The sequence below is a fragment of the Hymenobacter psoromatis genome, assembly GCF_020012125.1.
GTDB classification, from domain to species: Bacteria; Bacteroidota; Bacteroidia; order Cytophagales; family Hymenobacteraceae; genus Hymenobacter; species Hymenobacter psoromatis.
The window spans coordinates 3566813-3582655 of the sequence record NZ_JAIFAG010000001.1; the positions used below are offsets into that span (position 1 = coordinate 3566813).

Here is a 15843-nt window from a genome sequence, read left to right on the forward strand (position 1 = left end):
GAATAGTGAGCAATATGTCCTTGCGAGCATGTTGCGCATCAAGCAAGGACAGGCGATTACCTACTGCTCAATAACCAGCCTAACGCCCGCCGAAGTGGCCCCAAACTCCGGCGCATACAGACACTGCACCTGGCTGAGGCCGCCCGAAAAGTTGCCCGCCTGGCTGGCCCGCAGCCGGTACTCGAAGACGTGGGTGCCGCGGGGCACTTCGCTCAGGAAGAAGTTGGTGGCCGCGTCGCGGGGGCTTTCGTAGTAGCCCAGCCCGTTCTGGTACTGGTAGCCGCTGAGCTGATTAATCGGCTCCAGGCCGGCGGCGCGCTGGTCCTTGAGGTGCACGTATTCGAGGGCGCGGTCGGTGCGCAGCACCAGGCGCACTACCAGGGCATCGCCCACGCGCAGGGGGGTAGCGGGGCTGATTTTTTCGAGCTGCGGGCCGGCGGCGGTGCGGGTTTCGCGGTACAGCTGGCGCTCCAGGCTGAGGGGCGTGGCGGCGGGCGTCACCTTGTCCAGGTCCTCAAAATACTGCCAGTAGAGCGCGCCCCAGGCCGGGCCGGGGCCGGTTTTGGTAACGCGCACGCGGCCTTGGGCGGGCTTAATTTCGGCGGCGGACCAGGTTTCCTTATAGTAGCCGGTGCCGGCCTGCGTGGCTTCGGGCCGAATGGCCTGGTCGCCCACACTCACTTGCAGGGAGGGGGTAGGGGCCAGCCAATCGGTGCCACGCAGTAGCAGGGCGTAGCAGGCATCGGCGGTGGCGCGGGTACTTTCCCAGTTATGGGTCTGCTTCTGAGTCAGCAGCCAAAGCTTCAGCTCATCCACCGATTTTTGGTCGTGCTTGATTTCGTCAAACGCCTCGATAAGTGTGGCCTGGGTTTCGGTGGGGGCCTCGCGCCAGTAGTAGCCGGCGCGCACGTCTTTCCAGTACATGCCGAGGTCGGGCGAGTGCAGGGCGTTTTCGGCCAGCGCCCGCATGATGGCCTGGGCGGCGGGCGCTTTCGCGTCTTCCCTGAATAAGCTGAGCGCAAGCTGGGCCTGCAAATAGCGCGTGCGGCCGGGCCAGTAGCGGGCGGCTTGCCCGCGGTAGTAAGCCAGCGCCGGCCGAGCGCTGGCCGCCACCACCGGTAGCGGCCAGAAGCTGCGGGCGTACAGCGCCTGAATTTGCAGGTCGCCGAGGTGGTCGTCGGCCAGCCGCACGTTTTTCTGGCGGCGCAGGTCGGCGTAGTCTTGCGCGGTGGTAGCATCGAGGTAGCGCAGGGCGTTTTGCAGCAGCTCGCGGGCCGCGTCGTCCTGGCTGGCATCGAAGGCCCCGAGCACCTTCAGCTTGCCAAAGCCGGCCACGAGGAGCTGGGTGATGTAGCGGTCGGCGGGCATTTTCTCAAACCACGGGAAGGCCCCGTCAGCTAGCTGCATCTGCTTCAACTTAGCCAGCGCGGCGGCCGTTTCGGTCTTCAGCCGCGCCTCGTCAAACAACGTGCTGAGGCGGGCCAGGCGCTCGGTTTCGCCCTGCGCGTCGCGCACCCACGGCGTTTCTTGCAGCAGAATATTCTTCAACTCCTGGTTCTGGGCCAGCTTGCTGGCGAGCTGCTCGCGCTGGGCGGCAGTGCCGCTCTGGGCCTGGCGCGACCACTCGGCCAGCACGGTTTTGAAGCGCGGGTTGGCCTTTAAAATCTGCGCCGCCAGCAGGTTGGCGTAGAGCCGGCTGAAGGTTTGCTCGGCGCACTCGTAGGGGTATTCCAGCAGGTAAGGCAGGCTTTGCACGGCGTACCAGGCGGGATTGGCGGTCATTTCCAGCGTCAGGGCGTAGTTCTGCCGGGTGGGCGAGGTGGTACTCGTCAGCTTTTTCAGCTCAAACGCGCGGGTGCCCGGCCCGGCCAGGGGTAGGGGCAGGCTCTCGGTAATAAGAATCTTATTGGGGATGACGGGCAGCGTATTTTCCTCCCCATCGGAGTAGGTTATGGGGGCTTGGGTACTAGTTTCGGGAGCCTGGTTCTTGGCCGCCTTCCGCTTACTTTTCTTGCCTGATAACTGCTGATTGCTAACTGCTGACTGACCCGATTGAGTCTGCGCCACCACGCGGTAGGTCACGGCCACCGGGGCGAAGTCGGGGGGTAGGGCCAGCTGCCAGCCCACGGCTTGGCTCTGGTGGGCGGCGGCCTGCACGGGTTGCTGCGCCGGGCCTTTCAGGAGCTGGCTGGTAATATCCTGGCCGGTGGCCGCGTCGAGCAAAAACAGCTGCGCCGTGCCGCTGGTGGCGTAGTCGGTGAGGTTGGAGAACTTGGCGGGGAAGGTGAACGCGTCGCCGGGCCGCAGGAAGCGCGGGGCGTTGGGCGTGAGTTGCACCTGCTTTTGGGTCACGAGCTGGCGGGCCAGCTGGCCACTGTGCAGCTGGCGGTCGTGGGCCAGGGCCAGCAGCTGCCAGCGCGTCACGGCCTCCGGCATCTGAAATTCGAGCACCACGTCGCCGTTCTTATCCGTGCGCAAAGCCGGCTGCCAGAAGGCCGTTTCGCGGAAATCGGTGCGGGTAGGGATGAGGCTGAGAGCGGGGGTAGGCGCGGACTTCCCACCACTGACTGAATCGGCGTTGCCGCCGGGCCGCATCTCCGCATCTTTCTTCATCACCCTAGGCGTGGGTTTCGCTAACATCATCATGGGTGCTGGTGGGGGCGGGGCTGACAATGCTGAAAAGCTCCTGTCTACCCCCCCGGCAGTAGCATTGGCCTGTACTCCCATAGCCCTACCTCGTAGCGCTCGCCTAAATTGATAAGGCCTGTTTCCTCTTGCTTCCCAGTTATTTAGCTTCGGGTAATCAATTACCGCTAATTCATCCGAACCGACATCTTGATTAAGCCTCTCAGAATTTAACTGCCCAAAATCCCCCTCCCACTCAAACTTCGACTCATAATCCTCCTCATCAAACTCCAACGCCTGGAAGCTGTGCGGCCGGAACACGTCCAGGCTTTGGTCATACAGCGTGGCCAGCAGCTCGGCATCGGCAGGCTGGCCGTTGGCCTGGCGAATGGTCATGCGCCAGGTTTCGCGCTGGCCGGGCAGCAGCTTATCGCGGAAGGTGGCGAGGGAAATGCGCAGCGGCTGCGGCTTTTCGGCCACCTCCACCGTCTCCACATTTTTATAGAAATGATTGTCGCGCACCTGTGTGGTGTGGATGTACAGCGGCCCCGCGGCCGTGCGCGGCCCGCTTTCGATGGCCAGTCGGCGCTGCTCGCCGGCGCGCAGCGTCAACCATTCGTGGCGTAGCAGCTTGCCGCCGCGCTCCACTTCGAGCAGGACGCGGGTATCGGGCTCGCTGCTGCCGAGCAGCACCTCCGTCCGCTGGCCGGGGGCCACCGTGTCGGCCAGGGTCACGAACCAGTCGGGCGTGGCGTAGGGCACGGTCGCGGCCTTGGAATCATAGAGCACGAAATCAAGCCGCGCCCGCGCCGAGTCGGTCCCGGCGGCTTCGGCTTCGGCTTCGAGGCGGTAGCGGCCGGTAGGCAGGGCGGCCAGCGCAGCGCGCAGGTCCAGGTCGGGGCTGTTTTTAGTGTCAAAAGCCAGGGTTTTGACCAGCTCCGGCGCGGCCTCGTTGGCCTCAGTTGGGGGGGTAGGGCCGGGCACGCCGGGCGGGTTGGGGCGGAAGCGGCGGGCCAGCAGGCGCAGGGTGCCGGTGGCGGGCAGCAGCTCGCCGGTGGCATTGGTGCTCAGCAGCCGGAAGGGGGGTAGGGCCTGCTTATCGGCCAGCCCTGGGCCGGCGAGTTGCAAGCTGAGCGGGTTGCGCCCAATGGTGACAGCGCGGGTACCAGTGTGGGTTTCGCCCGCCGCGTCGGTCACGTCGGCGGTTATTTCAAAGACGTAGCCCGGCTCCCACCGCCCACCGGCCGGCAGCGTCCCCAGCGGCGGCGTGAAGGTGATAGCAAAGCGCCCCTCAGCATCGGTGGTCGTAGTGCCGTGGGCGATTTCCTGGCTGCTGCCGCGCGGGCCGGGCCGGAAGCTTCCGCGCCCACCGAAGCCGTAGCCATACAGCGGCCACAGCGCACGGCGCGTGATGTGGTACTTCACCGTGGCCCCGTCGGTGGCCTGACCGGCGTAGGCGCGGGCCCTACCCCCCACCGTGAGCGGCAGGCCCAGCTGCGGCCGGCCGGGCACCGAGTCGAGCGTCACCAGGAAGGTCGGCCGCTTGTAGTCTTCCACGGCGAAGGCGAGGCTGCCGTCGTCGGTTTGCAGCGTCATTTCGCCATTGAGCAGGCCGGTGGGCAGTACCAGCGAGCCGTGGAACGAGCCGAAGTCGGAAGTAGTGAAGGGCAGTGTCTGCACGGTCTGCCCGTTCACATCGAGCAGGCGCACGCTCACCGGCTTACCAGTCAGCAGGCTAGCCCTTTCGCCCCGCTTTTGGGTTAAAATTCCTTTGAAATAGACCGTTTGCCCCGGCCGGTAAATGGCGCGGTCGGTGAAGAGAAAGCAGCGGGTCTGGCTAGAGTCGGGGGCTTCGGGCACGTTGCTATAGAGGTAGCGCTCGCTGCCCGGCAGCAGCAGCGTATCGGCCCCGCGCCACAGGCGCACGGCGCGGATGGTTTCGGACCCCACCAGCGCGTGCCCGGCCGGGCGGGCGCTGGCGGGCAGCAGCGGGGGAGCCTGCCCGGTGGCGTCGGTGCGCACTACGGGCATTTTCACCACCTCGCCCGCCTCCCGGTTGCGGTACGAGGTGTAGGTGGCCTGCACCGGCACCCCGGCCAGCGGCGCGCCGCTTTGCCGGTGCAGCACCAGCAGCCGCAGCGCCCCCGTGGCGGGGTCGGCGCGGGTAAGGGCGCTCAGCGCGCTGGCCCCCACCACGGCGTAGGCCGTCACGGCACCGGCCTGCTGCTGGGCCGGGTTGCTGGCTGTGTTACTGATAACGACCAGGTAGTAGCCGGCCGGCAGCGCTGCTCCGGCCGCCGCCAGCTTCTGCTCCCGGTAGTCGATGGGGTGCCCCGGCACTGGCACGGCCCAACTTGCGGCCGGGGCGGCTTTCAGGGTGCGGGCATAGCGCTTGGCAAAGGGCTGCTCATTATACTGCTGATACTTCTGCCACTGCGCCAGCGTGATGCGGTAGGCCCAGGCGTGCAACTTGGTCACGTTGCGGGCAGTCAGGTCGAGCCGCCAGGGCTGGCCCGGCATTACCACATCGGCCGCCGTAAAAGCCAGCTCGGGCTGCTCGATTTCGGCCCGCAGCTGCCGGGCCATTGCCGCACCGCGCGACTTCGGAAACCGGACTTCGGCGGCCCGCGTCAGGGCCACGGCGGCCACGTTGTCGCCGGCTTCGCGCCGGGCGCGGGCCTGGTCAGCGATGAATTCGGTGCTAAGGGATAGGGCTTGATAAGCCTCGGCCATTCGGGCCAGGGCCGGCTCATACTGCGCGGCCAAGTCGGTATTTTGGGTGAGGCCGCGCAGGTAGCCGAGGCGCTGTAAATCCACGTCGGCGAGGGCAGCGGGGTCGTTGGCGGCCAAGCGGGCGGCCGTGAGACGCTGCAATACTTGTAGCGCCAGCAACTGGCCGTTGAGCGAGTCGTCGGCCGGCGCGGTCAGCTTCAGCGCGGCAAACTCCTGGGCGCTGCCGAATAGCTGTGGCTCCGTAGGCTGCCACTGCTGCTCGGGTTTGGTAATGTATAGCTCCTGGTTTTGCAGCCCCGCGACGGCGCGCTGCGCTAGCAGGTCGTAGAGGGTCGGCCGCAGAGCGCGGCCCTCGGCATCACCGCCGGTGGCCAGCTCGCCGAGTTGGGCCAAAGTGGTTTGCAGCTGCCGCTGCGGCATATCTTCTACTGATTGCTGGTAGTGCCGCACGATGGCTGCGCCCAGCCGGCCAGCATCCCAGGTGGCGAGGCCGGTGCCACCATCGGCCCCAGCCGAGGGGGTAGGGCCAGTGGTGGGCGCGGCCCCGTTGGTGCGCTCGTACAGCTCGTAGCGGTGCTGGTTGTAATAATCGGCGTACAGGCCGGCCAGCAGCGAGTGCAGGATGGGGGGCACCGGAAACTGCGCCGACTTCAGGTCTTTTTCCAGCAAGGCAATGCCTTTTTCGTCAGCATCGTTCTCCTTGTTATTTAGCAGCCGGATTTTATAAAGCAGCGCCCGCACGTAGTTCGGGACGTTGTTTTCCCGTTTGGCTTGCTGATAGATTTTCTCCACCAGCGGCGCGGCGGTGGCGGTTTGCTCCTTGGCCAGCAGCGCATCCACCCGTTTCCACTGCGCGGCGAAGGGGGTAGGTGGGCCGGGCGCGGCCGAGTCGGCGAGCAGGGCAGTGAGCAATAAGCAGCAGGTTAGCAAGAGATAACGCATGGGTACGGGCCAGCTGGCCGGGAGTGTTATCCCAAAGATGCCAGAAGCAAGCCAAGTGCACAGCGCGACCACAAAAAATACAGTCCCGGCAGCCGGTGGCCGGCTGCCGGGACTGGGCAGGTAAATGCGTGAAATGCGTGCGGGCTCATTCGACAAACTCCCACTAAGGGGTACGCGGCACGCAACCGAGCAGGCAGACCGGTTACTTACCGCTCCGCATCACCTTCACAGTGGACTGCCACGCCCCATTTTGCAGGCGTAGGTAGTACACGCCGGGCACGCGCATGGCCGCACCCAGGTCGAAGTTTGCGGCGTTAGAGGCAGCAGGCAGCAGCACGCTACCCGTGGCTAGGGTGCTGCCCAGCGTAGATACCAGCGTATAGAACAGCGGTCCGCCCATCGGCAGGGGTAGCGTCACGGTCAGCTGCCCATCGTCGGTGGGATTGGGGTATACGGCCAGCTCTAGGGCGGGCACGGGGGTAAGCGGGGCCGCCGTGGCCGACTGACTCTTGCTGATGATAACCGTCGAGCTGCCATTCAGCACTTCCAGCGCCGACAGTAGGGGCTGGTCCACGCCACCATCGCTGGCCAGCGCGCTGAAGTTGATAGACAGCACGCCATCATTCACGAAGATGGAAATGGTTTCGGTCGTAGCCGCATTGGCTCCTACTTTTTTGTAGATGTCGTAGTTATCGAGCACTTTTTTGCCTTCAAACATCACGTCGAATACACGCTGGCCCACCGCCATCCACTTAGTTTCGGCAAAATGCAGCACCACGGAGTACCGGCCGTTGGGCACGGGCAGGTAGTAATTAAAAACCTGGCTGGCAGCGACGCGGGCCGTTTGGTAAAGCGGGCTATCGGGCGTGTTGCGCACTGGAGTAGCCGTAGTAGCTATGTCGCCCGGCGCGGGCTGGTAGTAGGCATCGGCCTGAAAAGCGCCCAGGCTGGTTGTGAGTGCACTACCCCCGGCATTGACGCGGTAGAGCGCCGGGCTGGCGGGCTGGTCGGCCACGGTAAACGTGGTAGTGAGGGGCGTGCCGGCCGTGCCGCCGCCATTGCTGGCACTAAAAGGCATGCCCAGCAAGGTATACGTGCCCACGGCGGGCACCCAGGGCGTATACTGCCCATTCTTATAGCCAAACAGCGAGTAAGGAGCCGCATTATAGGTCGCCGTATTGGTTTGTGGGCCGCTCAGGCTGAACGCAACGCTACCCACCGTGGCCGGCGCGGTGGTAGCCCGAATGTTCAGGTTGCGGGAGGGTAGGGTGGCCAGGTTGAGGGTTTCGCCCGCTGCCAGTACCTTAATATCTTGGTTATTATCGGCATTCACGAGGGTGAAGGCAGTGAGCTGGCCCGCCAACGCGGGGGCATTGGATGGTATCGGGGCCATACTCACCACATCATCCAGGAAAATCGCCTGGAGCGTGCCACCTACCCCCTGCTGGTTGTCCACCGTCAGGGTCACATTGCCCTTGAAGCGGAACTGGATGATGTGGTTTTGGCCCGGATTCTCGTTGATGTAGTACGTAGCCGCGGGGGCGGTCTGGCCCTGCGGTGTCAGGGTCACTTTGTTGGCGCGGGCATCAGCGAAGCGCACCGGGCACACGGCCGTGAGGTAGTGCCAGTTTGTATCATTCACCGTAATGGAGATGCTGCCCGCCGGGTTGCTGTAAAGGCTGTAATCGGAGCCGGCCACGTTGTCCACGTTAAATATCACTTTCACGTAATTATCGTTGCGCCAGCCGCCACCCTTCGTTACCGCAAAGGGAGCCCGCACCACCACCTTATCAGCCCCGGCCCCGCCCCAGTTATAGATAACGAAACCCTTGGTACCCACGGTGTCTACCAGCAGCTTATCCACGCTGTAGTGCAGGGGCTGCGTCACGTGTAGTGCCGCCTTGCCCGCCGCCGGGGCCGCCGAGTTCACGGCCAGCTCGGTATAGTTGCTGGCCACGCTGCCCACCAGGTGCACGGCCACGGCCGGGTCGTAGGGTGTAGCCACTACCTCGTCGGAGCTGGCTTTGGGGCCGGTAGCTGGCTGAGCATCCACTACCACGTAGTAATTGGTATCGTTGAGCAGGCCGGCCAGCGTGTAGCTGTTGGCTGTGAGGCCGCTGGCCGCCACGGTGTAGGGCCCGCCAGGGGTACGGGCGTACTTCACGGCGTAGCTGGCCGCGCCCGCCACCACCGACCAGCTAAGCTGAAGCTGCGCGTTGCTAGGGGTAGCCACTACCTGCGAGGGAGCAATAGCCACCGGGTTGTTGAGGGTGATGGTGCTGTTAAGAGAACCCGTGCCGGTAGCTTCGCGCACGCCGTCTAGGCCAGTAAGGTGCCAGCGCATAGGGCCGTGGCCGCTCTCGTCGTTCACCCACATGTAGGTTTCGCCATTCTGCACCACCAGGCTGGGCGAAACGCCATTGCCGGCATAGCCGGCCAGTACGCCCTCGCTGGACATGTGGCCCACGGTTGCTTCGCCGAACTGCCCCACTACCAAGCCGTTGTCGTAGAAGTGCATCCACTGGCTGGCCTGACGCCCGCTCCAGAACTCGCCGTGGTAGCCGAATACGATGTGGCGGCCCGCCGTCATGACTATGTTACCCGCGTATTCCACGCCGTTGCCAATATCGTAAGTGCCTTTGCCATCCAGGGGGCCGGTAGGGGCAGCCCGCCAGAGCCAGTTGGTCCCGCCCGCTTTTACCGCCCCCAGGTGGTAGTTATCGTTTTTAGAATAGTCGAAGGAAACGACCAGGCCCGAAGAGGTCAGCGGCGTTTTTACCTCGCCAAAGCCGCCTGGGCGGGGGTAGGGGTCGCCGCCGCCCGTGGGCGCGCTTGCCAGTGCGGCCGGCGCGGCCCATTGCGGATTCCCTACTCCGTCAAACCCCGTCAGGGCCTGCTTACGCCAGGCAACCGTGCTGTTGGCCAGCAAGTGGTAGGGTACCAGACTGAGCGAGCCATCGGGCAGCAGCGTAGCCGCATCTTTATCCAGCCCTGATGCCCCCCAGGTAAGGCCGGTAGGCCGCAAGCGGCTGCCAGTTAGTTCCACTAAATCTATGTATGGGAGGGCTGGAATCTTCACGAAAGCATACGTGCGGCCATTACTAAGAGTAGTTACCTGCCGCAGACCCTGGAAAAAGCCGAGATATTTGTCGTCCAGGCCCGCACGCCAGTTGCGCACCAGCGTCCACGACTCGCCCACCGGTCGGCTGTAATCCACCTGAAATTCCAGAAACTCACTGAATACCCGGTTGGGATTATTGGCATCAACCGATGCGGCATAAGTATGCGGCTGAAACATCAACTGCTCGATATACCCGCGGCTAGCCGAGAAGTGTAGGCAACGATTATTACCAATATCGCCCACCCAGAAGGAATGGTCGGGGGCAATGGTGATAAATGTGGTGGCACCCAAATCCGACTGGTCAAACCAGAATTTGTCCTGACGTACTTCGTTGCCATTGATGGGGTAGCCGCCCTGCTGGCCATAGGTCCACTGGCTGTTGCCGGCGCGGTTATAGGCCTTCACCTGCTGGCTGCTGCCACCATCGGCCACCAGCACTAAGTCGTCGTTGGTGGGGTCGGTGGCTATGGCCAGCGGGTTAGTCAGGCCCGTAATGGTAGTAGCCACACTAGGATTATTGGCTAGGTTGGTATAGCGCACCACGTTGCTGCCCACCACAGCCCACAGGTCGCCGCTCGGGGCCATGCTCAGTGAGCCGGGGCTGGCAGCTGCGATGGTTCGCAGCAAGCGCCCACTTAGCTTATCAAGCAGTCGGATAATATTTTGACTCTGGTGGGCCACGGCTAAGATATTGCCGGCTTTTTGCACTGCCAAGCCCGAAGCGCCATTGGCCAGCCGCCTCAGGCTCATTCCGGGAGGGGTAGGGCTCTGCTGGTCCAGGTCAATAACGCTGGCGTATGTCTGGCTCGGATTGTTGCCGTTAAGTTGCACCTTCTGGCCCGCTGCGAATAGCACCTCGGAATTATCACGCACTTTCACGGCGTACACGAACGACGTATGATTACCTAAATTCACGCTCGCATCATTATTGGCCATGTACACATTGGCACCGTCTGTATCGAGCAGGCTGAAGGCCGTATAGGCATCAACCCGACCCGCATTGCTGGGGTAGCGCGAATTATTAAATGTGAACCAACGCAGGTTACTCTGCCCCTCATTATAGCCCGCTGCCATAAACATAGATGTATCTGTGGCGGCCATGTCGCGGATGGGCAGGTAGCCGCTGTATACGTGCGGCCCCGACTGCAACTGCGACGTATTGCCAGTGGCCCCTTCCCACACATACTGCACGTTGTGATACAGCAATTTTATCTGGTATTGGCCCGTCGGTAGGGCTGCCCCGTTGTCATCCTTACCATCCCAGCTCGCCGAGTGCGGGCCCGCCGAATAAGGGGTCCGGTTCCAGAGCGTGCGCACCAGCGTGCCATCGGGCTGGTACACGCCGGCACTGGTTGTGTAGGGCTTATCTAAGGTAAATTTAATGGTATTCTGAGCCTGAGCAACTCGGGTAGTAAAGAAGCCAAAAAGCCAGAAAATCAGCACAAGCGGAATAGCGCAAGAATGCTTAACTTGAATTAACTTCATAAACTTTACTATAAGTGTAAGCCACAAATGTAACACACATAAATTGTACTTAAATAAATAAAACAGGCAAAAAAACCCTAAAAAGTATGAATTATTTAATAAAATCTTATTTTTTTTCTTTTATCTTTTATATAATTATTTTGTGAACATCATTTCCATATTCTAAAAAATCCATTACGCCGTACCTGCTTTTAGAAATGGTACGATGCATGGCTCCATCTGCCTTCACAGCCCGATAGTTAGTAGCCCAGGCCTACCAGTTGCGAAGCGTGTGGTGGCAATGGCCGACCGTTTTTCGTTGCATTATGGAAGAATGCAGCTGGTCCGCATCGGATAGGAGCTTCCCAATATGACTGGCCTCACTAGCTTTTTCCCCTCTCGCTCCCCTGCTGGCCAAGGCCAAGCATTACGCATCTCGTCAACACGAGATAACAAACCAAGTAATTTAAATTTAATATATTAAGTAATCAACGCGACTAGCACGGACGAAGCCCAGCTGCCCAAGCAACGCGGTTATTGAACGCCTTTTTAGGCAAACTATTTCATTCGGGGCTGTCCCGCGTTGGCATATTTGCCGACTAAGTGGGCGGAGTACCTTCACCGCCTAGCAAGAAGCGCCCCCCAGCCCGCCGGGTGGTGGCGGGTCGGGGGGCGCTCAGCACAAAATGACAAAAATTTCTTAAATCAACCTTTTGCTCCGCTACTTATTTAGGCGTGCGTGCGCGTGAGCCACGATTCGTGGATTTCCTCAAACGTGGTACGCAGGTCCTTCGTGATGTCCCAATTGGGGTAGTGGGCCTTCATCTTGCTCAGGTCGGAGATGTAGCAGATATGGTCGCCGGAGCGGTTCTGGTCCACGTAGTCGTAGAGCATTTTCTTGCCCGAAATTTCCCCGATGAGCTGAAAGGCTTCCAGGATGGAGATGGAATTGTCGCGGCCGCCACCGATGTTGTAGACCTCGCCCACGCGGGGCGCGGCGATAAACTCCTCCATAAAGCGCACCACGTCGTGCGAGTGAATATTATCGCGCACCTGCTTGCCCTTGTAGCCAAACACTGTGTACTTGCGTTCCTCCAGGTTGCATTTGATGAGGTAGCTCAAAAAGCCGTGCAGTTCCACACCTGAGTGGTTGGGACCGGTGAGACAACCGCCCCGCAGGCAGCAGGTAGGCATATTGAAGTAGCGGCCGTACTCCTGGACCATCACGTCGGCGGCCACCTTGGAAGCCCCGAAGATGGAGTGCTTCGACTGGTCGATGCTGAACGACTCCTTAATGCCGTCGTGGTAGGCAGCGTCGGCAAAATCCCAGCGGGTTTCCTGCTCCACCAGATTCAGCCGGTTGGGCGCATCGCCGTACACTTTATTGGTAGACATGTGCACGAAGGTGGCCTCCGGGCAATGCTGGCGGGTAGCTTCCAGCAGGTTGAGCGTGCCCACGGCGTTCACGTCGAAATCGTCGAAAGGCCGGCTGGCGGCCAAGTCGTGGCTGGGCTGCGCGGCCGTGTGCACGATGGCATCGGGCCGGAGTGAGGCCATCGTTTCGGCCACGGCCTTGCGGTCCCGGATATCCAACTCGATGTGCTGGAAGTTGGGGTAGTCGGCCAGCAGGCGCAGCTGGTTCCAGCGCGTGTCACCGTTGGGGCCAAAAAAGTCGGCGCGCATATTGTTGTCGATGCCGTAAACCTGCCAGCCGCTCTGGCAATATTTCCGCACTACCTCGCTGCCGATGAGCCCACTAGAGCCCGTTACCAGGATTTTCTTCATAAAAAGGTGTTAAGTGAAAAGAAGCGTTGAATAAAAAGCGCCCAGCTACCCGGCCGGCTAAAGTTTTTCTATTTCCGCGAGTACCTGGCGCAGCACGGGCTGGCGGTCGTACTGCTGCACGAAGCAGTGCGCGTTGGCTTTGTAATGGCCAAACGATTGTTTATCGCGCAGATAGTCAGCCAGGAGCTGCTGCATATGGTCGAGGTCGCCAAAATCGGCTGACATGCCCACCTGATTGCCGCTCACTACCTTATAAATCTCGGAGTCTTTATCGGCCGACACGAAAATGAGCTTTTTCTTCGCCATGATTCCCAGCAGCTTCGACGGAAAGTATACATCGCCGGAATCCTTCTTCTGCGAGAGAAAAACGATATCGGCATCGGACAGGAAGTGGTAATAGTCTTCCTGCGACAGAAAATCGATGAAATCGAGATTGCGCACTTGCTGCTGCCGCGCGTATTGCTTGAGGTTGTCAATATCGCCGCCCTGCCCGATAATCAGAAAAATCAGATTTTCGTGGTCCTCAAAGCGCTTGCTCAGGTCAATCAGCACCGATAAGCCCTGCTTGATGCCCACATTGCCGGCGTAGCCCACGATTATCTTATCGGCATACTGCGGAAATTTCTGCCGAAACGCCTGCTCCTGGCCCTGCCTGTTGGCATCGGCCACGTTAATCCAGTTGGGCCATAGATAAACCTTCTTCGTATCGATGCCCTTCTGCCGAATAATATCCGTCATGGCGGTCGAGATGGAGGCTACCAGGTCTGACTTCCGATAGCTATACTTTTCCAGCGCACTCATCGCGTCCACTATCGGCAGCTTGCCCAGCATCCCCAGCGACTTGGCCGCGTCGAGCTGCAAGTCCTGCACGTTGATGATGAGCTTGGCTCCCCAGAGCTTCCGAAAAAAAACCCCAAGTAGACCCAGATTTATTGGCGTAGTAAAGAGCACAATAGCATCCTGCTTACCCGCCCGTAAGAAGTTGACGCTGGCAAAAGCCAGGAAGGAAATCTCCTGCGCCATGCGAGTAAGGGTCGTCACTTTTTTGGGCACGTAGAGGTAGCCCCGCAGCACTTTAATGCCTTTGTAAGTATCGGTGCGGAATAGTTTCCGCTTGTCTTCCGGGCGCTTCGTCCACTTCGGATACCACGAAAAGCCGGTCACGACCGTCACCTCGTGGCCCTGCTCGGCGGCATACGTAGCAAAGTCGGTCGAGTACAGCGCAATACCGCTGTGGTCGGGCGCAAACGTCATGGCGCTAACTAATATTTTCATAACTTTTTGCAACTGCTAATAAGCAGCATAAGGCAAAGTAATAGATTAATAATCAGGCCGTCATCACGCGCTCGCGCACGAATTTGGCGGGGTTACCGGCGTAAATGCCCCAGGCATCGAGTGAGCGGGTAGCCACCGAGCCCACGGTCAGGATGGCATGTGAGTAGCAGCTCACGCCGGGGCACACCACGGCTTGCGCCCCTACCCACACGCCGTCTTCCAGCGTAATTTCGCCCAGGCGATAAGGAAAGTCGCTGCGCGTATAATCATGGTTGCCAGTGAGTAAGAGCGCACCCTGCGAGAGCGTGACGTGGTGCCCGATACGCACGTCGGCCAGGTTATCAATCCACACCGACTCGCCCAGCCAGCAGTGGTCGCCGAGCGTGAGCCGCCAGGGGTTTTTGATGCGCACGCTGGGCTTGATAACCAGCCCTACCCCCACCCGCGCCCCGAACCAGCGCAGCAGCGCGGCTTTGAGGGGGTAGGGCCAGGGTACGGCGCTGGCGAAAAAAACGTAGCTCACCGCGTACCACAGGGCCACTTTCCAGCGCGGCCCGGCGCGGTAGTCGCCCACGCTGAAGCGCGATAAGTCCGTGCGAATAGCAGGGTAAGAAGGAGTCATAGCGGCAACATGAGCGTAACAACCGGCGCGAACCGCGCGGGCTGGCTTATAAGGATAAGGATGCTGACCAAATCCTCATAAAGCGGGTAATGCGTGGGCTGCGGGAGCCTGATAGAGGTCGAGGTAATGCTGCGCCAGGGTGCGGTCGTCGTATTCCCGGCGTATGAGGACCGGGGCCGTGGCCCCAATGCGTTGCCGCTTGGCGTGGTCACGCATCGCGGCCTGCAAGGTGGCTACTACCTGGGCCGGGTCCAGGGGAGTTACCCAGCCGTAGTCGTGTTCCCGCACATATTGGTAAAGACCTACTTGGTCGCTGATGAGCACCGGCGTGCCGGTTGCCAGCGACTCAATTACGACAATGGCGAAGTTTTCGCTATGCGAGGTGAGGGCAAACAGGTCCAGTTCGGCCAGAAAAGTGAATTTATCCTCCCCGTTTTTCCAGCCTACCCATGTTATTTTATCGGCATTACCAACCTCCGCAGCCAGCGCGTGAAGCTCCTGGATGTAAGTTTCGCTGCCCGTGCCCGCCACCAGCAGCCGGTAGGGCTGGGTTATTTGGCCCAAGACCCGAATAAGCACGTCGAGGCCCTTTTTGGGGTCAACGCGCGATAGAAAGCCGATGGTAAACACGTCGTTGGCCGGGCGGGTGGGCGCGTATTGGGGCAAGGCTACCAGATTAGGGATAATTTGGCCCGGCCAGCCAGGAATAACCTGGCGCGACTCTTCCAACTCTAGCTTGGTCGAGACGTGCAATACCGACGCGGCAAGCAGCTTCTTGCCCACTAGTCGGTGCAGCCACCGCTTTTTAGCCGCGTTGTTGGTCGTCAGAATATACTCACTAAGCATTCCGTGGGGCGAGATAATGGGCTTTACACTATGCCGACGGCAGACCCAGGCGGCCCCCAACACCAGAAAATTCCACCACGAATGAATATGAACCACCTCAAAATCGTGGATGGTGCGGTCGAGCTGCAGCCACAGGGCCGGCGAGGCGTGGGTATTATCACCCGTTACACGCTTAAAATAATAGACGCACACGCCATCCACATTCATGGGCTGGCCGGGTACCACCGGCAACTCAGCAGCCCCATTAGCCGTGGACGTGTACACGGTCACAGTATGGCCCATCGCGACCAGGGTTTCGGCCAGCCGCGCGATAACTACGATGGGGCCACCATAAGAATACGCCGGCTTATAGAAAGGAACGATGAAAAGAATATTCATTAGCTCTCGAGGCTATGAAAAGCGCCGTGCGCTTGGCTTGACAACCATATTG

The 15843-nt window shown here is 60.7% G+C and carries 6 protein-coding genes; all 6 read right to left on the reverse strand.

Features of this window, described 5'->3' with window-relative positions:
- Positions 1–60: 60 nt before the first annotated feature.
- Positions 61–6300 carry an alpha-2-macroglobulin family protein gene (locus LC531_RS15405; protein WP_223651762.1) on the reverse strand — a complete coding sequence of 2080 codons (6240 nt, stop codon included), beginning with the start codon at positions 6298–6300 and terminating at the stop codon, positions 61–63.
- Between the two features lie 202 nt (positions 6301–6502).
- On the reverse strand, positions 6503–10864 hold the full coding sequence (locus tag LC531_RS15410) for a malectin domain-containing carbohydrate-binding protein (RefSeq protein WP_223651764.1): 4362 nt from the start codon (positions 10862–10864) through the stop codon (positions 6503–6505).
- Between the two features lie 750 nt (positions 10865–11614).
- Positions 11615–12670, reverse strand: a complete 1056-nt coding sequence (locus LC531_RS15415; protein WP_223651766.1) for an NAD-dependent epimerase/dehydratase family protein — start codon at positions 12668–12670, stop codon at positions 11615–11617.
- Between the two features lie 57 nt (positions 12671–12727).
- Positions 12728–13945, reverse strand: coding sequence for a glycosyltransferase family 4 protein (locus tag LC531_RS15420; RefSeq protein ID WP_223651768.1), 1218 nt, complete (start codon positions 13943–13945; stop codon positions 12728–12730).
- A gap of 52 nt (positions 13946–13997) precedes the next feature.
- Entirely contained in the window at positions 13998–14567 is a 570-nt protein-coding gene (locus tag LC531_RS15425) for a WcaF family extracellular polysaccharide biosynthesis acetyltransferase (RefSeq protein WP_223651770.1), read from the reverse strand.
- Positions 14568–14642: 75 nt separating this feature from the next.
- Positions 14643–15791 (reverse strand): XrtY-associated glycosyltransferase XYAG1, encoded by a 1149-nt coding sequence (locus tag LC531_RS15430; protein WP_223651772.1) that lies wholly within the window; start codon positions 15789–15791, stop codon positions 14643–14645.
- Between the last annotated feature and the right edge of the window lie 52 nt (positions 15792–15843).

Excerpts from the sequence above, each read along its gene's own strand:
- LC531_RS15415 (WP_223651766.1), bottom strand. The coding sequence starts at position 12,670 with ATGAAGAAAATCCTGGTAACGGGCTCTAGTGGGCTCATCGGCAGCGAG.
- LC531_RS15425 (WP_223651770.1), bottom strand. The coding sequence starts at position 14,567 with ATGACTCCTTCTTACCCTGCTATTCGCACGGACTTATCGCGCTTCAGC.
- LC531_RS15420 (WP_223651768.1), bottom strand. The coding sequence starts at position 13,945 with ATGAAAATATTAGTTAGCGCCATGACGTTTGCGCCCGACCACAGCGGT.
- LC531_RS15405 (WP_223651762.1), bottom strand. The coding sequence starts at position 6,300 with ATGCGTTATCTCTTGCTAACCTGCTGCTTATTGCTCACTGCCCTGCTC.
- LC531_RS15430 (WP_223651772.1), bottom strand. The coding sequence starts at position 15,791 with ATGAATATTCTTTTCATCGTTCCTTTCTATAAGCCGGCGTATTCTTAT.